At 56.3% G+C, this 18,420-nt stretch carries 12 protein-coding genes; 8 read left to right on the forward strand and 4 right to left on the reverse strand.

The window, feature by feature from the left end:
• Positions 1-233: 233 nt before the first annotated feature.
• On the forward strand, positions 234-2,900 hold the full coding sequence (locus AC0B60_RS02240; protein WP_465083641.1) for a penicillin acylase family protein: 2,667 nt from the start codon (positions 234-236) through the stop codon (positions 2,898-2,900).
• Between the two features lie 359 nt (positions 2,901-3,259).
• Here AC0B60_RS02240 and AC0B60_RS02245 read toward each other — a convergent pair whose 3' ends face one another.
• Together AC0B60_RS02245 and AC0B60_RS02250 are read right to left on the reverse strand one after the other, a co-directional pair.
• Complete coding sequence (locus AC0B60_RS02245; RefSeq protein ID WP_465083643.1) at positions 3,260-6,073, reverse strand: hypothetical protein; 2,814 nt, start codon at positions 6,071-6,073, stop codon at positions 3,260-3,262.
• A gap of 295 nt (positions 6,074-6,368) precedes the next feature.
• Positions 6,369-7,142, reverse strand: a complete 774-nt coding sequence (locus AC0B60_RS02250) for an enoyl-CoA hydratase (protein ID WP_465083644.1) — start codon at positions 7,140-7,142, stop codon at positions 6,369-6,371.
• Positions 7,143-7,336: 194 nt separating this feature from the next.
• On the opposite strand from AC0B60_RS02250, the gene AC0B60_RS02255 reads away from it, so the two are divergent.
• Positions 7,337-8,851 (forward strand): fumarate hydratase, encoded by a 1,515-nt coding sequence (locus AC0B60_RS02255; RefSeq protein WP_465083646.1) that lies wholly within the window; start codon positions 7,337-7,339, stop codon positions 8,849-8,851.
• Between the two features lie 9 nt (positions 8,852-8,860).
• Here AC0B60_RS02255 and AC0B60_RS02260 read toward each other — a convergent pair whose 3' ends face one another.
• Positions 8,861-10,315, reverse strand: coding sequence for a protein adenylyltransferase SelO (locus AC0B60_RS02260; RefSeq protein ID WP_465083647.1), 1,455 nt, complete (start codon positions 10,313-10,315; stop codon positions 8,861-8,863).
• A gap of 115 nt (positions 10,316-10,430) precedes the next feature.
• Here AC0B60_RS02260 and AC0B60_RS02265 point away from each other — a divergent pair, with 115 nt between their 5' ends.
• Genes AC0B60_RS02265 through AC0B60_RS02290 form a run of 6 tightly spaced genes read left to right on the forward strand, consistent with a single transcriptional unit; the run spans position 10,431 to position 17,302 of the window.
• Complete coding sequence (locus AC0B60_RS02265) at positions 10,431-11,378, forward strand: hypothetical protein (RefSeq protein ID WP_465083649.1); 948 nt, start codon at positions 10,431-10,433, stop codon at positions 11,376-11,378.
• A gap of 10 nt (positions 11,379-11,388) precedes the next feature.
• Positions 11,389-12,192 carry an HAD-IIB family hydrolase gene (locus tag AC0B60_RS02270; protein ID WP_465083650.1) on the forward strand — a complete coding sequence of 268 codons (804 nt, stop codon included), beginning with the start codon at positions 11,389-11,391 and terminating at the stop codon, positions 12,190-12,192.
• A 29-nt stretch (positions 12,193-12,221) separates the two neighbouring features.
• Positions 12,222-13,442, forward strand: coding sequence for a glycosyltransferase family protein (locus AC0B60_RS02275; RefSeq protein WP_465083652.1), 1,221 nt, complete (start codon positions 12,222-12,224; stop codon positions 13,440-13,442).
• 1 nt (position 13,443) lies between these two features.
• Entirely contained in the window at positions 13,444-15,174 is a 1,731-nt protein-coding gene (locus AC0B60_RS02280) for a sugar phosphorylase (RefSeq protein WP_465083654.1), read from the forward strand.
• A gap of 15 nt (positions 15,175-15,189) precedes the next feature.
• Positions 15,190-16,302: a tRNA-queuosine alpha-mannosyltransferase domain-containing protein gene (locus tag AC0B60_RS02285; protein ID WP_465083656.1), complete on the forward strand. Its 1,113-nt coding sequence runs from the start codon at positions 15,190-15,192 to the stop codon at positions 16,300-16,302.
• Between the two features lie 34 nt (positions 16,303-16,336).
• Positions 16,337-17,302, forward strand: coding sequence for an NAD(P)H-quinone oxidoreductase (locus AC0B60_RS02290; protein ID WP_465083934.1), 966 nt, complete (start codon positions 16,337-16,339; stop codon positions 17,300-17,302).
• Between the two features lie 26 nt (positions 17,303-17,328).
• Here the strand turns inward: AC0B60_RS02290 and AC0B60_RS02295 are convergent, their stop codons facing one another.
• On the reverse strand, positions 17,329-18,354 hold the full coding sequence (locus tag AC0B60_RS02295) for an NADP-dependent oxidoreductase (RefSeq protein ID WP_465083657.1): 1,026 nt from the start codon (positions 18,352-18,354) through the stop codon (positions 17,329-17,331).
• Positions 18,355-18,420: the final 66 nt, after the last annotated feature.

The following is an 18,420-nucleotide window of genomic DNA, read 5'->3' on the forward strand; positions in this document are numbered from 1 at the left end:
GTATTGTCAGGTTGACTCATAGGCTACTTGTTGTTGGGAATCCGAAGGACGCAAGCGACGCAAACCGCAATAGTGCCACGCTCAGCAAACATGATATGTGAAATGATTCATAATGCCACCCGGTCAAGAAATGAATAGCTTGTCAGACCTTAGCTAACGAGGGGTTTGTCTGCTAATTTGTGAGAGTGAGTCATCTTTGGCTTACCCATAACAATCACAATGGACGAATCACTATGAGATCGCTTTGCAAACCTTTGAGGAGCGCAGACAAAGGCGCGCTGAAGGCTGCCGGGGTAGCGCTGGTCAGCAGCTTTCTGATTGCAGGATGTTTCGATGGAAGCAGTTCTTCTTCCGACTCCGATAGCTCGGTGAACGAACAGCTTTTCCCGGCGGACGGTACGTTTGAGGCAACCATAAGGAGAACGACGAACGGGATTCCACATGTTAAGGCGGACAACCTTGCGTCTGCTGCGTTTGGTGCGGGCTACGCCCAAACTCAAGACAACGTCTGTCTGCTTGCCGAGGCTATTGTCAAAGCCCGGAGCGAGCGGGCCAAGTACTTTGGTCCCGGGCCGGGCGACATAAACGTTATCAACGACTTTAGCTATAAAGCACAGAAAATCCTCAGCGGCGCCGAGAAGGAGTATCCCAACCTGAGTGCGGAAACTCGAGCCATGATCGAGGGCTTCACCGCTGGTTATAACAAATATGTGAATGAAACACTCCCAGGAGATCTTCCAGGAGAATGCCGCGATCAGCCCTGGGTGAAGGAAATTACGCCGGTGGATCTGTTCGCTCACTATCGCATCGTTGGGCAGTATGCCAGTGGTGCGTTGTTTGCCACGGGAGCTGTGTTTGTTGCGGTGCCGCAGGGCGATTCACCTCTGCCAACGCCGGCCGCAGTCGTAACTGACACGACCGACCTAAAACAGGAAAATGACCTGAAGCGTATGGTGGCGAATGCCAGAATGGGAGCTTCAAGCCAGACTGATTTTCAGGACATTGGTCTCGGCAGTAACGCCTGGGGCATCGGCAGCGATATGTCTGAGCAGGGCAAGGGTGCTTTGCTGGCCAATCCACATTTTCCCTATACTGGGCATCGCAGACTTTACCAGGTTCAGTTGACCGTTCCGGGGTACCTGAACACTAACGGCGCGGGCTTGTTGGGCACGGCCATTCCATTGATCAATTTCAATGAGAATTTGGCCTGGTCTCATACCGTAACCACGAGCCGTCGGTTCACGCTTTACGAGCTAACGCTCAAAGATGGTGACAACTTCACCTACATAAAAGATGGCGTGGAAAAGCCGATCACCTCGGAAACCTATCAAGTTGAGGTGAACACAGGAGGGCCGACACCGCAGGTGCTGGAGAAAACCTTCTACTTCTCTGAGTATGGCCCGATGCTGGCTGCAGAAGCAGTGACCGGCGGTGCACTTCCGGCCTGGGGAGCCAACGGTACGGCATATACCTACCGGGATGCCAATGCCAGTACGGAAAAACTGCTGGATACCTGGTTGCAGATGAGCAGGGCATCCAATCTGGATGAGTTCCAGACTGTTTTTGAAAACTGTGGCACAACGTTCTGGACCAACACCACCTATGCCGACGATCAGGGCAACGCCTACTACATCGACAGCAGTTCCGTGCCAAACCTCTCCGGTGCTGCGCTTGCGGTGGTGGATTTCAAGCGCTCGGTCAATGCCGGCTACAATCAGTTGTTCAACAGTGGACTGACCCTGCTGGATGGCAGTAAATCCCGTGATGATTGGGTGGAAGGGGAATGCAACGGTCTCGTACCGTTTGAGCAACGCCCCCAGATGGTTCGTACGGATTGGGTCCAGAACTCCAATGACAGCTATTGGTCGACCAACCCGGATCAGTTTCTGACCGGATTCTCACCGCTCTTTGGCTCTGAGGAGACGCCGCTTAACCCGCGGACTCGCATCGGGATTTCAATGCTGCAGAATCCGATGAATGCTGGTTTCGCTGATCGCGCACCCGCGGGTCAGGACGGAAAATTCGGGGCGATTGATCTTATCGAAGTCATTTACAACAATCGCACATGGTACACCGATATGTTCCTGGCGGAGCTCAGGTCTCGATGCACAACGATCGGAGCGACCCCCGTCAACCTGTCTGCTGGAGGTACGCGCACCGTCGATACGGCATGTGACGTGCTGCAGAGCTGGGACGGTGTTTATAACACCGACAGCATTGGTGCTCACGTATTCAGGGTGTTTATTGCCAATTATCGGGAGGACTTCGGGACAGATCTGACTGTGCCGTTCGACGCAGCCGACCCCGTCGCGACGCCGTCAACCCCCTCGGCAGCCAACGCAGAAACCGCTGACGATACGATGTTGATTGCGCTGGCGGATGGCCTGGAAGCACTTGATTCCGTCGGTATCGCCTATGATGCCACGCTGGGAGACGTTCAGTATTATCAGCCTACAGGTGGCGTTCCACCTGGCGGTACACCAATCACCCTCGGCAACGCGTTTCCGTGGCACGGTGGGGATGGCTCCATTGATGGCGCCTTTAATGCGATTGGAGTGGTATCCCGCCCGTCTGACAGCTCGGTTGCGGTTGCCGAGGACACGGTCTTCCCGAGAATCGCTCCCGTAGTCCTTCCTAACACAGCGGGGCTTTCTAATCAGGCAGGTGAGGGATGGCAGATGGCCAGAGGCACAAGTTGGCATTTCGGTCTGGAGTTTACAGAGCAGGGGCCAGTGGCCTACGGGTTGACAAGCTACTCGCAGTCGTCTGATTCAGATTCAACCCACTTCAATGACCAGAGTCTCCGGTATTCTGAAGAGGACTATCGCCAGTTCTGGTTTGATGAGGCGGACATCGAAGCCAATCTCCTGACGAATGGTGAGATAACGATTTCTAATTGATACTGAGGTAGAGTAACGGTAATAACGCGGACACGCTGTATGTCCGCGTTATTGCATCAAAGCAGTGAGTCGGCCTGCCCCTAGTCATGTTTCCTCTCCCACCTTTGAATTACTCACTTGTTCCTGTCCAAGAACAAAAATGCCTTCTAACCGTGCTCTAGTATCCCTGTAAGGCGGAGCTATAGAGTGTCAATTGGGTGAGTTCTTTGGGGCACTAACTAGTAGGTGTCGATCATACTTTTGGGGAGGCGCTTACCTTAAAGCACAAACCCCCGCCAAGGTGACGAGGGTTTGTGCTTACAACCTGCCCCTCAAGCACTTGCTTGAGGGTGTTCTGTCATATCAAAGTTGTGTATTTGTTAGTTTGGAGGGCATGCTCCACCCATGTAGAGGGCGACAGTGCCACCAACCATCTGTGCAAACACACTTGCGGGGTCTGCAGAAGTGGGGGTGCCGTGGTTGGCGCCATCGGCGTCGTACTCCACGAAGCAGTTCGCGTCAAACGGTGCGGACAGCGGGAAGCCACCTGCTAGAGGCGCGTTGAAGCTGTCAACGGTCACGTTAATGGTTTGAGTCGGTGAAACCTGGAGCGGCAGGTTGCCTTCGAGAGGTGGAACTCCCCAAAGCATTTCGTCCGCGCCGTTTGGAATAACCGTATCTCCAACGACCTGTGAAAGCAGTGTCGGCGTTCCTTTGTCTGCAAGATTGTCGACAAAATTGACGGGATCAACTGTGTCGTAGGCAGCCTGGAACACATTGAGGTAGGTTTCCAGGCCAGAGTCGCCCTGTTCTAGACCAGCTGCCTGCTGGAGGCCAGCGAGTATACGTGGTGCAAATGAGGGCGAGTTTTCCAGCAGGCGCACAACGCCACCGCCGGGAGTCAGCAGGCTGGCGGACTGAACATCGTTAATTGCTGATGGGATAGAGGAGCTGCCGTCCGGCGCGGTGAACATGATGTCCGATACCTGGTTTTCGTTCACGCTGGCAATGAAAGGCGTTCCGGTAATTGTGCCGAGAGAGTGACCAGCAAAGTACATGGGAGTCGCAGCAGAGATAACGAGAGTGTTATCGGTGCCAGGAAGTTCCAGTGCTGTACCGGGGTTCGGATCTGCCAGACTGGCACGAAGGTTCATCTGATCCATTACGCTTTGTCGGCTGTTATCCCGGCTAGTGAGGAAGCTGGTCAAGTTAATGAACAGACTGCCAGAGTCACCCATACCTGCGTCATAGTCGATCGGTGTTGGAACGCTCGGCTGCGGCGCGTAGAGCCCGAAGTGGCGTTCATTGCCAATCTGCGGTGCCAGGCCGGGAATAGTACTTCCCGCATTCGCGACAGTGTTTTCAATGGCGACCAGTCCAGCCATCGATGCAGCAGCTGTAGCGTCGGTACCGTCGCACGCGCCACCCAAGACCTGCATGACAGCTGTGGCGTCGTCGGCATCCAGAGTGCATCCTGCGCCGCGTAGTTGCTGAAGAAGACCCAGGGAAAGTTGCCCGTTGATCAGAGCCCCACGATTCGTTTCGTTAACTTCAAGCCCCGCGCCGGTCAATAATTGGTCGGCGAGACCTGCTTGTTCCGCGTCTGTGAATGCAGCTACGCCATGGAGTGGCTGATCAATCGCTATAACAGCATAGCCATTTGCGGCCAGCGCAGTGCCAAAGGTCAGCGCAGCGCTTCGGTCGGTCGTAATACCGTGTTGGTAAAGTACGGCCCCGTTTATGTTGCCATCAGAGGGATAGAGAGCCAGAACAGGAACGTCCACGCCACCAGTAACCGTTCTTTCCGGGAACGGGAAGATATAGTTCACTGCGGTTGATACGTCTGGATTGCCTTGTGCAAACAGAGGCTCATCACTCACGCCGGAGAACAGGTCGTTAATGCCACCAGCCAGAGCAGAATCAGCCTTCCAGGAGTCTGTTACAACGCCTGGGGCGCTGTCTGCCAGGAAATATGGCAGATTGACGGTGCCCTGAGCAGCAAGAACGCCGTCAGAGCCGGTAATTGCACCTGCAACAGCAGAGACAAGCCCGACAGGGGAGACCGAACTCGGATCAATAGAGAAGTCTCCACCGTTACGGTTTACCCCAGGTATTGGGGTTGGAAATGTGTCAGCATTCAGGCCCACTAGCTGAGATGTAATGGCTACGCCGGTGCAGTCAAAAGCTGCCTGTCCGCTCGCCACTCCATTACAAGGTCCAGCAAACACGTCGGATAAAACATCCCGGAAGGTCTCAGTTTCGCTAACAGGAACGTCCGGGAACGCACCCATTGCACCCTGTACTACGGGGGCGACTTCCGCATAACTTGAAGCTCCACCCTCTTGCGCGCTGGTAGCAGCAGCCACTTTTACGAAAGTTTTGAGCTGATCGGAAAACCAGGCTGCTGGTTCGGCAATGTACTGCAGCACTTTCTCATCGTTGGACGTGGTAAAGCTGTAACTCAGAGCGATGTTTTCCTCTGCAATTCCAGCGGCTGCAGCGATTGGCTCCCAAAGCCCGTTGATAAGCGCTTTAACGGGTGCCAGAGCCGAGTTGCCGAGAGGCTGCTCCTCGTCCGACAGGCTTCCGTAGAAAGGAGATGGAACGATAGCGTCGCCATTAACGTCTTCAATGCCTGTGGTTACGACCGCGACATAACGTTTGCGTGGGTTCAAAGGCTCCAATGGCAGAATTCGAATCGCAGAGTTACCATCAAGCGTCACTACGTCGGCTCGATAGGCTGGCGTCGGCAGGCTGAGCGCAGCGCTTGGGGCAGGCGGTTCCTGGTTACCCAGACCTTGTACAGGGTCGCCACTGGCATAGGTAAGCTCGATCAGGAAGACCGTTTCACCGGTGACGACGGTGTCGGCATCGATTCGGCCGTTAAAGGCAATCACCGCTGGCGCAACCGTTGAAGCACCGCTCAGCTCATTCAGAGCCGTTGTAACCGGTGGCTGACTATCAGGAACGCCAAAGGTACCGTCACCTTGGGCAGAGTCAAAGTTAAGGTCACTTGGAATAGGTAGGTTGCCGGCTAATGGATCGAAGATCGGCCAGGTGCGCCCTGTGAAGTCCGGGTTGTTGATCTTGTAATCCGGATCCGCATTACTGGACCCGGAACCGGCGCTGTCAAAGCAGCCTGTCAGTCCAAGGGAAGAAGCCACGGCAAGACTTATTAGAGTTTTCTTGAACATGGGTGGAACCTTTTCCTGTTGTTGTGTCGTTATGTTCGGCAGCTGACGGGGCCGGTCTGGCCCGGTAAACCCGTTGTCAGTGGCCTGGTTTGCTTAGCTGTTGTCTGAAATTCTGGCCAGCGCTCTGTGCCCAATTTCTGTAACTCTGACTATAGCGGCAGTAAAGCAACAGTTGATCGCTCTAAAGTGTGATTCTGATCATTGGGAGCCTACCCGCACGGTCGGAGTTCGGCTTCATTGAAAAATAGTTGGCCCCAGGGCTTTTGTCGAGTCTTTCAGGGCAGGGGTAGCCAGCCTAGCTGAAGCTTGAAAAATCCGGTTTCCGCTTTTCAGTGAAGGCTTTGATGGCTTCAGCATTTTCCGGTGACTTCAGGCGTTCTGCGAACAGTTTACCTTCGGCCAGCATGGCGGCTTTCAGCTCATCACCGTTGGCGCGGTTAAGCAGTTCACGGGTAGCGCGGACGGCGGCGGGTGGCTGGGCAGCAAGCCGGGCACAGGCTTCCAGGGCTGTGGCTTCAGTTTGTGACGGTTCGCACACCCGGTTGATCAGGCCCATGCGCAGAGCATCTTCGGCTGTAAATGCGCCGCCCAACATCAACAATTCCGCGGCGCGTACTCGGCCGAGCCAGGAGGGTAACAGCAGACTGGAGCCGCCTTCCGGACATAGGCCGAGATTGGCAAACGGCATCTGGAAGCGGGTGTTGTTGCCAGCAAACACCATGTCGCAGTGCAGCAACATGGTGGTGCCGATGCCCACGGCCGGGCCATTTACTGAGGCGACGATCGGTTTGTTGGTGCTGGCCATTAAGAGCAGGAACCGGCCTACAGGGGTGTCTTTAAACTCGCCAGGCAAGCCTGCAGCAAAATCGCCCAGATCATTTCCGGCGGTGAAACACTCATCGCTTCCGGTGTATAGAATACAGCGGATGTCGCTGTCGTCGCGGGCCTGTTCGATTGCATCACCAAGGGCGGTGTACATATCGTGGGTGAGGGCGTTCTTGCGGTCCAGGCGGTTAATGCGGACGGTTAAAATATGGTTCTTTTTTTCAGTTAGGACGAGGTCTGTCACGGTGTCTCCTGCTGTTTTTATGTCGAAGATACCCGCGATGTTACATTTTTTCGTATCCGTTTAGGCAAGTTTGTCGTAAAAAACGTTCGCGCCGGGTTTGGTCCCTTGGTTTCGGATTTTCTGGTAAACTTCGCGCTTCCTTTTTAGACACATTTATAACCCCTAATAGATAAACCAGACCTGATGAGACGCCTATGACCACCGTAATCCGCCAGGACGACCTGATTGAGAGCGTAGCGGACGCGCTGCAGTTCATCTCCTATTACCACCCTAAAGACTTTATTCAGGCTGTACATGAGGCCTACAACAAGGAAGAGTCTCAGGCGGCGAAGGATGCGATGGCACAGATTCTGATTAACTCCCGTATGTGTGCTCAAGGCAAGCGGCCACTGTGCCAGGACACTGGCATCGTTACGGTGTTCGTGACGGTCGGTATGGATGTGCAATGGGATGCCGACATGGCGTTGGACGATATTATCAATGAGGGCGTTCGCCGGGCCTACATGCACCCGGATAATGTGCTGCGTGCCTCTATCCTGGCCGATCCGGATGGCAAGCGCACCAATACCAAGGACAACACGCCTGCAATCATCCACTACAAAATTGTGCCGGGTAATACCGTGGATGTGCATGTGGCTGCCAAGGGTGGCGGTTCCGAGGCCAAGTCCAAGTTCGCCATGCTGAACCCCTCCGACTCCGTGGTGGACTGGGTACTGAAAATGGTGCCGCAGATGGGCGCCGGCTGGTGCCCGCCAGGCATGCTGGGTATCGGTGTTGGCGGCACCGCCGAAAAGGCGATGGAGCTGGCCAAGGAATCCCTATTGGACCCAATCGACATCCACGATCTGCAGGCACGTGGCGCTTCCAACCGCTCAGAGGAATTGCGTCTGGAGCTGTTCGATAAGGTCAACGAACTGGGCATTGGCGCCCAAGGTCTAGGCGGCCTGACCACGGTTCTGGATGTGAAGGTCAAGGATTACCCCACGCACGCCGCCAACAAACCAGTGGCGATCATTCCCAACTGCGCCGCCACCCGCCATGCGCACTTCGTTCTGGACGGCTCCGGCCCCTCACTGCAGACGCCACCGAGCCTGGATGACTGGCCGGAAATCACCTGGGAAGTGGGCGACAGCGTGCGCCGTGTCAATCTGGATACGGTGACACCAGAAGATGTGAAGGACTGGAAGCCGGGTGAAACCGTACTGCTCTCCGGCAAGATGCTGACTGGCCGCGATGCTGCCCACAAGAAGATGGTGGATATGATCGAGCGCGGTGAAGAATTGCCGGTAGATCTGAAAGGTCGCTTCATCTATTACGTGGGGCCGGTCGACCCGGTACGCGAGGAAGTGGTTGGTCCCGCTGGCCCCACCACCGCTACCCGCATGGACAAGTTCACCCGCACCATGCTGGAGAAAACCGGCCTCACCGGCATGATCGGCAAGGCAGAGCGTGGCCAGGTAGCCATTGACGCTATCCGCGAGTTCGGCGCCGTCTACCTTATGGCTGTTGGTGGCTCTGCCTACTTGGTGTCCAAGGCTATCAAGAATGCAGAAGTGGTTGCCTTCGAAGAACTGGGTATGGAAGCCATCTATGAGTTTGAGGTAGAGGACATGCCCGTTACGGTTGCGGTGGATTCCAAGGGCTCCTCCGTCCACCAGACCGGTCCTGCTGAGTGGCACGAGAAGATCATCACCGCCAAGGCGGTGTGACCCTCGAACTCAGGAAGAACAACTGATACTCAGGTGCTTCCCCCAGTCCGGGGGAGGCGCTGAGTATTGTTCGAACTCCGGCTGTTCGTCGAACGGCTTCTTCAGTACCTCCAGTAACTCCTTCATCGGCTCGTAGTCGCCGTTCTGTGCTTCCAGTATCACCTGCTGCGCGAGATAGTTTCTCAGAATGTACTTCGGATTCACGGTGCGCATCTGGTACTCCCGCTCGTCATGGGCGCGGGTCTCGGATTGCAGGCGTCGTTCATACCGCTCGATCCAATCATCCGCCACATTGCGATCCACAAACAGGTCGCGGATCGGCGAAGAGCCTTTGGACGTGAGGTTGGACAGCCCCCGGAAAAACAGCGTGTAGTCGACATGGTGTTCGTGCAGCATGCTGAAGGTATCCATGATCCGGCTGAGGTCGGATTCGTCTTCCTGGGCCAGCCCCAGCTTGTCCCGCATGTTCTGCAGGAAGCGTTCGTTGTAGGCAAGTTCGTAACGCCGCAGCCCCCGTCGTACATCGTCCTCGTTCATGATTGGGAGCAGTGCGTTCGCCAGATACTGGCAGTTCACAAACCCAGCGTTGGGCTGGCGATTGTAGGCGTAGCGTCCGCCCTGGTCGGTATGATTGCAGATGTAACCGGCGTCGAAATCATCCAGGAACGCGTAGGGGCCATAATCAAAGGTGTCGCCGATGATCGACATGTTGTCGCTGTTCATCACCCCATGGCAGAAGCCCACTGCCTGCCAGTCTGCAATCATTCGCGCCGTGCGCTCGACCACCTCTACATACCACCTCTGGTAGCGCTCATCCTCCGGTAAATCAATCAGGTGAGGGAAGTGCAGCGCAATTACATGTTCTATCAGGGTTTTCAAAGCCTGCTCACCTTCGTGATGCGCCGCAAACTCAAAGTGCCCGAAACGGATGTGCGTCTGGGCCACCCGCACCAGTGATGCCGCCGTCTCAATCGACTCTCGCCGCACCGGGTCCTTGGCGCTCACCATGAACAGCGCCCGGGTTGTCGGAATCCCCAGTGCTGCCATCGCCTCGCTGCACAAATACTCCCGAATGGTCGACCGCAGCACCGCCTTGCCATCCCCGAATCGGGAATAGGGCGTTGTCCCTGCTCCCTTCAGATGCCAGTCCCAGCGTCGGCCATCAGGGCCAGCCGTCTCCCACAGTAGCAATCCACGGCCATCGCCCAGGTCCGGGTTGTACATTCCGAACTGATGCCCGGTGTATTTCATCGCCACCGGGTCCATCCCTTCCAGCAATTCCGTCCCGGCACCAATGCCGGTCCAGTCATCGGGGTTCTGCGCGTGAAAACCCATCTCCCCGGCCAAGTCGTGGTTAAAACACACCATCCGTGCGTCCTTCAACGGCGTGGGCGGCACCCGGGTGTAAAAACTGTCCGGAAGCTCAAGATAACGATGTTCGACTTTAAACTGGTTGCTGCTCATAGCGTCAGTGTCCCAGATAACCTCAATCTCCCACAATCCGAAAAACCACTGCCTATACTCCAATTGGTACAAAACCTGCAAAACCCAACACAAACCAACAGGGAAACCGTCAACCGTGTCCTCACCCGAATTGACCAACACCATCCGTACATTGATCAAACAGGAATCCCTTCCCGATTCCTACGCCGACACCGTCAAAAAGACCATCCTACCCCTGGCCCAACACCTGCACAGCCTCAAGCAGGCCCGAAATGAACCCATCGTTATAGGCATTCACGGCGCCCAGGGCACCGGAAAGTCGACCCTGACCCTGTTCCTCAGGGAACTGCTGACCCATCACTATCGAATTCCCACGGCCAGCTTTTCCCTCGACGACCTCTATCTCACCCGTGCAGAGCGGGAACAGCGAGCAAGTGAAATCCACCCGCTGTTCATAACCCGGGGCGTTCCCGGCACCCACGACCTGGCGCTGGGACAGCACGTTATTGACCAACTGAAAGCCGCCCACCAAGACACGGAAACCGCCGTTCCGGCGTTTGATAAGTCCCGGGACGACCGTTGCCCGAAAGCCCAGTGGCCTGTGTTCAAGGGCGGGGCCGACATCATCCTGTTGGAAGGTTGGTGCGTGGGAGCGGTGCCAGCGGGCAGTGAGGAGGAGTTGTTGGAGCCGGTTAACGAACTGGAACGGTCTGAGGACCCTGAAGGCCTATGGCGTCGAAACGTCAATAGCTGCCTGAAAGGCGAATATGGCCGGTTTTTCAGCCAGTTTGACAGCCTGATCATGCTGCGGGCGCCCTCCATGGAGTGCGTGCTGGCATGGCGCACCCTGCAGGAGCACAAGTTGCGGGATCGATCTCCATCTGCACCAAAAGAGGGCCCCGCGAACGAAAGAGCTCAATCCGAGTTGCGCATCATGAATGATGAGGAGATTGCCAGATTCATCATGCATTACGAGCGGATCACCCGTGCCAGCCTGCAAGAAATGCCGGCCCGCGCCGATTGCGTGATCAATGTGGGTGAAGACCATAGTTTCGGCGAACCGCTGATCCGTCAGCGACAGTAGAGGAATTGCCATGCCTAAACCCCGACTGCTTCTATTTACCGATCTGGATGGCACGCTTCTGGACCACGACAGTTACGACTGGTCACCGGCAAGGCCTGCGCTTGAGAGGCTGGCGGCGTCGAATATTCCGGTGGTCCTCAATTCCAGTAAAACTGCTGGAGAGATTCGGGCCGTGAGGAGGCAACTGGGAAACACGGCACCTTTCATCGTTGAAAATGGCGCCGCCGTTGTTATCCCGGCGAACTGTTTTGGACCGGGCTCCGAGCAAGTGCAGAGTTTTGGGGCATCCCGGGATGAGGTGTTGGCACTGTTGAAGAAATGTCGGGCTGAGGGTTTTCAGTTCCGCAGTTTTGCGGATATGAGCCCGGCGGAGCTGGCCGGGCACGCCAACCTCTCTGAATCCGAAGCAGAACTGGCGAAAGACCGGGCCGGCACAGAGCCAATGCTGTGGCAGGGAGACGAGGATTCCCTGGCCGGATTCCGCCAGAAACTGGGGGAGCAGGGCTGCCGCCTGGTGCAGGGCGGTCGCTTTCTCCATGCCATGGGCACCTTCGATAAAGCCGATGGGGTCCGTTTTTTGCTGGGTAAATACAGGGAACACTTTGTGTGGGAACGGTTGGTTGCCATCGCACTCGGCGACAGCCCCAACGATCAACACATGCTGGAGGAAGCGGATATTGCAGTTATCGTGCGGGGCGCTCACTCCGAGAGTGTGTCCCTGCCCTCACAGAGCCGGGCGATACGGTCCATCAAGGCCGGCCCAGCGGGGTGGAACGAATGCGTGCTGAATCTGCTGATTGAGTACGGTTACTGAAACCGGGTACTAACCACAGGAGAGCCGCCATGGGCGACTTTTACCAGAATGGCATCATTACAACCCTTCATAACCTATGCCGCCGGCCGGTGGAAGAGTTGGAGCGTGAACTCATGGGGTTCCGCAAGGAACGGCCGATGTCGCTGGTGCTGCCATCCCTGTACTCGGAGCTGAAAGGCCCGGCCCTTAAGAACATTGTGAAAGAACTCGCCAAAGTGCCGTACCTCGAGCAGATCGTCATCGGCCTTGATCGCGCCAACGAGGAGGAATATCGGCACGCCCTGGAATACTTCTCCGAGCTGCCCCAGCATGTGCGTGTGCTCTGGAACGACGGCCCCCGACTGAAAGCGCTGGATTTGCAACTGCGCGAGCAGAACCTGGCGCCCACAGAAATGGGCAAGGGCAGGAACGTCTGGTATTGCTTTGGTTACGTGCTCGCCTCAGGCAAGAGCAAATCGGTGGCCCTCCACGACTGCGACATCCTGACCTATTCCCGTGACCTGGTGGCAAGGCTGATCTACCCGGTGGCCAATCCCGGTTTCAATTACATGTTCTGCAAAGGCTACTACGCCCGGGTAGCGGATGGCTCAATGAACGGTCGTGTTAGCCGGTTGCTGGTCACACCGCTGATTCGTGCGCTGAAGAAGGTGTGCGGCCCCAGCGACTTCCTGGACTATCTCGACAGCTACCGGTATCCCCTGGCGGGGGAGTTCTCGTTCCGGACCGACGTCATTAACGACCTGCGCATACCCAGTGACTGGGGGCTGGAAGTGGGCGTGCTCTCGGAGATGAAGCGCAACTACGCGACCAACCGTCTTTGCCAGGTAGACATCGCTGACACCTACGATCATAAGCATCAGGAGTTATCACCGGAGGACGCCAGCCGCGGCCTGTCCAAAATGAGCACGGACATCAGCAAAGCCCTGTTTCGCAAACTGGCTACCAATGGTGAAATCTTTTCCAACGAAAAGTTCCGCACCATCAAGGCGGCCTACTTCCGCATTGCCCTCGACTTTGTTGAAACCTACCAAAGCGACGCAGTGATCAACGGGCTGAGCTTTGACCGCCACAAGGAAGAAAAAGCGGTGGAGTTATTTGCGCAGAATGTCATGCGGGCAGGGGCCTATTTTCTGGACAACCCCATGGATACCCCCTTCATTCCAAGCTGGAACCGGGTCACCAGTGCCATTCCGGATATCAAGCAGCAGCTTCTTGAGGCCGTGGAGCTGGACAATGAGGAGTATCGGTAGCATGAGCAACACCCTGCATCACAAGCTCACCACGATGCTGGATGTGGTTTACCCGGCAATTGATACGGGCTTTCTTGCGGATCAACTGCTTGAAACCATGGGAGTGGCCGCAGATACACCGGCACCGCCGGCCCACCAGAACAACTGGGACGAATCCGATGTCATGCTGATCACCTACGCAGACACGGTTCAACGCAATGATGAAAAGCCGCTCGAAACGCTGTACCGGTTTCTGGACGACTGCCTGAAAGACACCGTGTCCGCCGTGCACATCCTACCGTTCTTCCCCTACAGCTCGGACGATGGCTTTTCCGTTATGGATTATCTGGCGGTGAATGAATCTCATGGTGATTGGGATGACATCGAGCGTTTGGCCAGCGACTACAAGTTGATGGCGGACCTGGTGATCAACCACATGTCGGCCCGCAGCCGTTGGTTCGAGAACTTCAAAAAACGGATTGACCCGGGCAAAGATTATTTCTTCGAGGCCAGACCCACGGATGACCTGAGCGCCGTGGTCCGTCCCCGCACATCACCCTTGCTTAACGCCGTACAGACGGACGATGGTGAACGATACGTATGGTGTACGTTTAGTGAAGACCAGGTGGACCTGAATTTTGCGAATCCCCAGGTGCTGAACGAGTTTGTGGGAATCATCCGCTATTACCTGGAGCGGGGCGTGACCATTTTCCGGCTGGACGCGGTGGCATTTCTCTGGAAAGAGATAGGAACACCGTCCATCCACCTGCAGCAAACCCATGAACTGATCAAAGTCCTGCGGTTGTTGATAGAGCACCACACTCCTGGGAGCGTCGTGATTACGGAAACCAACGTTCCCAATCGCGAGAACCTGACCTACTTCGGCAACGCCAACGAAGCTCATGTGATCTACAACTTTTCACTACCACCGCTGCTGATCAACACCCTGGTCACCGGCAACTGCCGCCACCTGAAAACCTGGCTGATGAGCATGCCTCCCGCTCAGATGGGTACTACCTACCTCAACTTCATTGCCTCCCACGATGGAGTGGGCCTGCGCCCAACGGACGGCTTGTTGACGGAAGAAGAGAAGCTACGGCTGATCAACACCATGGAATCTTTTGGGGGGAAGGTGTCCTATCGGCGCACGCCAGATGGCAAGGATCAGCCCTATGAAATGAACGTAGCGCTGTTTGATGCATTGAAGGGAACAGCGGAGAGAGGCGCTGACCATTGGCAGTTGCACCGCTTTATCTGCGCTCATACGGTCATGCTGGCGCTGGAAGGGATTCCCGCGTTCTACATTCACAGCCTGCTGGGCACTGAGAACGACCATGAGCGGGTGGAGAACACCGGTCGGTTGCGTTCCATCAACCGTGGGCAGTGGAATCTGGATAAGCTGGAAGCTGAACTGGCGGACCCGCTGAGTCATCACCACAAAGTGTTCACCGAGCTCAAACGCCTGATTGCCATTCGCCGCAAGCAGCCTGCATTTCATCCCAATGCCACCCAGTTCACCCTGCACCTCGGGTTGCAGTTGTTCGGCTTTTGGCGCCAGAGCATGCGTCGTGACCAGTCCATTTTCTGCATTCACAACATCACCGATGAGGTCCAGCAGGTGTCTCTTGGCGACATTAACCTGATAGGAACCGACCAATGGCAGGACCTGATCTCCGGTCTGAAGGTTGACGACCTGTCTGGCAGCCTGACCCTCAAGCCCTATCAAAGTGTGTGGTTGTCGAACCGGGAATGATGGCAGAATGCGCGGATGCCATCGACAGCCCAGCCCCGCATTCTATTATTGTCCGCCTACGACGCCGGTAGCCATCAACGCTGGCGTGAACAACTGGTGGCCAGCCAGCCCGACTTCGATTGGGAGGTTCTGGCGCTCCCGCCCCGTTTTTTCCGCTGGCGGATCCGCGGCAACGCACTGACCTGGCTGCAGGAGCCAGCGCTCAAGGATGACTATGATCTGCTGATCGTCACCTCCATGGTGGATCTTGCGTCCCTGAAGGGGTTTCATCCCCATCTGGCGAGTACGCCCACCATTCTTTACATGCACGAGAACCAGTTCGCCTATCCGGATTCCGGCAGGCAGCATTCCAGTGCAGAGCCGAAAATCGTCAACCTCTACAGTGCCGTTGCGGCAGATAAAGTACTTTTTAACAGCACCTGGAACCGGGACAGCTTTCTGGACGGCGCCCGCCGTTTCCTGGAAAAGATGCCGGACGGGCTTCCCGATGGCCTGCTGAATGGTATTCGTGCAAAATCCGAGGTGGTTCCCGTACCGATCGAAGATCGCTTGTTTGTCGAAAGAGATACGCCGATCAACCCACAGTGTCCCCACCTCTTATGGAATCACCGTTGGGAATACGACAAGGCGCCAGACCGACTATCTCTGTTGCTGGACTCGCTTGCAGGGGCCGGCCAGAACTTCAGGCTGAGTGTGGTGGGTGAGCAGTTTCGTAAGGAGCCCGAGGCATTCGGGGCTATACGTGTGCGTCACCAGGAGCGCATTGTGAACTGGGGGTATCTGCAGAGCAGGTCGGATTACGACCGTTTGCTGGGCGAAGCCGATGTGGCTATCTCCACCGCCCTCCATGATTTTCAGGGGCTCTCGGTGTTGGAGGCCATGGCGTCTGGGTGCGTGGCATTGGCGCCTGACAGGCTGGCGTATCCGGAATACGTGCCGGCGGCGCAACGTTACGCCAGTCATGTTGATAATCCAGCAGCGGAGGCTGACGCTGCAACTGGCTTGCTAAGCGGCTTGTTACATCAATCTCCGGAGCCTTGCAGCCCCCGAGATTGGCGGCTCAGTGAACTGCAAAAGAAATATTACAAAGTGATCAGTGCAACCCTGAGCCAGCAGACGGTATCCTGAGCCTGATCCAAAAAACACGGAGTATGCGCAGATGATGAGAGCCATCAAGGTCAGTGGCGACACACTGAGCTGGGAGGCGTATGAAGCGCCTTCCGAAGTGCCCGAGAGTCATGTGGCTATTGATATTGCGTGGACCGCGATCAACCGTGCGGACCTGATGCAGAAGGCCGGTGTGTATCCGCCGCCGCCCGGCGCGTCGGACATTCTGGGCCTCGAAGTCAGCGGGGTTATCTCCAGGGTGGGAGAGGGCGTTCATCACCTCAAACCTGGTGATGAAGTCTGTGCTCTGCTCACTGGCGGAGGTTATGCCACCCATGTGGTGGTGCCTGCGGTTCAGGTGTTGCCCATTCCCAAGGGCTACACCCTGAAAGAGGCCGCCGCCATTCCGGAAGTGTTCGCGACTGCCTGGCTGAATCTCTATCACGAAGCCGCACTCAAGCCCGGTGAGAAAGTGCTGGTGCATGCCGCCGCCAGTGGTCTTGGTACGGCTGTCATTCAGTTGGCGACGGCGCTCGGCAACCCCGTGTTTGCCACGGCCGGTGACAACGATAAGCTCGAAGTTTGCAGGAAGTTGGGTGCCAGTGGCGTCTGGAACCGAAAAGACGGCTCATTCGTTGATGCCATCAAATCCTGGGGCGGGGTGGATATGGTGCTGGACCCGGTTGGCGGCAACTACATTGCCGAAGACCAGAAAGTGCTGAATATGGATGGCCGAATCATACTCATTGGCCTGATGGGCGGCCGCATGGCGGAAGTGGATCTGGGGCTGATGCTGATGAAGCGGCATCGTCTGATTGGCTCAACCCTGCGTTCCCGGCCCGTTGCGGACAAGGGCGACGTCATGAGTGCTCTGTACAAGCATGTCTGGCCATTGCTCAGTGCGCGGCAGATTGATCCCGTGATCGACAGCGCCTGGCCCATCGAGAAGGCTGGAGAAGCCATGGCCTACGTGGCGGAGAACAGGAATACCGGGAAAGTGCTGTTGCAGGTTGTCGGTTAAACCTCCTTCCCTGGAGGTTTTCCGGATCAGTCGGCGATGTGCACCAACTGTTTGCCGAAGTTTTTCCCTTTCAGCATACCCTTGAAGGCTTCCGGCGCATTTTCCAGGCCTTCCGCGACGGTCTCGTGGTATTTGAGTTCTCCGGAGGCCACGCGGTCCGTCAGGATGTTGGTGATTTCCTGATGTTTATCCTGCCACTCTGTGACCAGGAAGAAGCGGTGCTCCGGCACTGGGTCGAGCGCCTTGAGCACGTGGAAAGGTGTTTCCACTGAGCCCATGTCTTCGGCGTTGTAGGCAGACACGAAGCCGCAGATAGGTACCCGCGCGCCAGGATTGAGCAACGGTGCAACGGCACGGGTCACCGCTCCGCCCACGTTTTCAAAATAGATGTCGATGCCATCGGGACAGGCGGCTTTCAGGTCGGCTTCGAGATTGCCAGCCTTGTAATCCACGCAGGCATCAAAGCCCAGTTCTTCGACCACGTAGCGGCATTTCTCCGGGCCGCCGGCCACACCCACTGCGCGACAACCTTCTTTTTTGGCGGTTTGGCCAACCACGGTGCCTACCGGGCCGGAAGCAGCTGAGACAACAACCGTTTCACCCTTCGCTGGCTTGCCCACATACATCAGGCCACAGTAGCCGGTACGGCCAGGCATGCCCGCTACGCCAAGGTAGGTCTGCAGAGGCACATTGTCCTTCGGGTCAATCTTGTAGACCATCTCGGCATTGCCGGGGAACACTACGTACTCCTGCCAGCCCGAGTAACAGGTCACCAGATCACCGACCTTGAGATCGTTTGAACGGGACTCGACAATCCGCGCAACGCTCTCGCCAACGATCACCTCATCAAGGCCAATAGGGTCCATGTAGCCCTTGGCATCGTTCATACGGGGGCGCATGTAGGGGTCCAGGGACAGCCATAACACCTTGGCCAGAACTTCGCCTTCCTTCAGTTCGCGGACTGGCCGTTCTTCCAGTGCCAGATCGCCTTCCTGAATTTCGCCTTGAGGACGCTGTTTGAGAATCACCGCTCGATTGGTATGGTTGCTCACAAATCATCTCCGGTTGCATTATGAAACCAGATTAGAGTGCAGTAGATTCGTTTTGAGGTCAACATC

It is taken from the genome of Marinobacter sp. V34 (genome assembly GCF_055524115.1).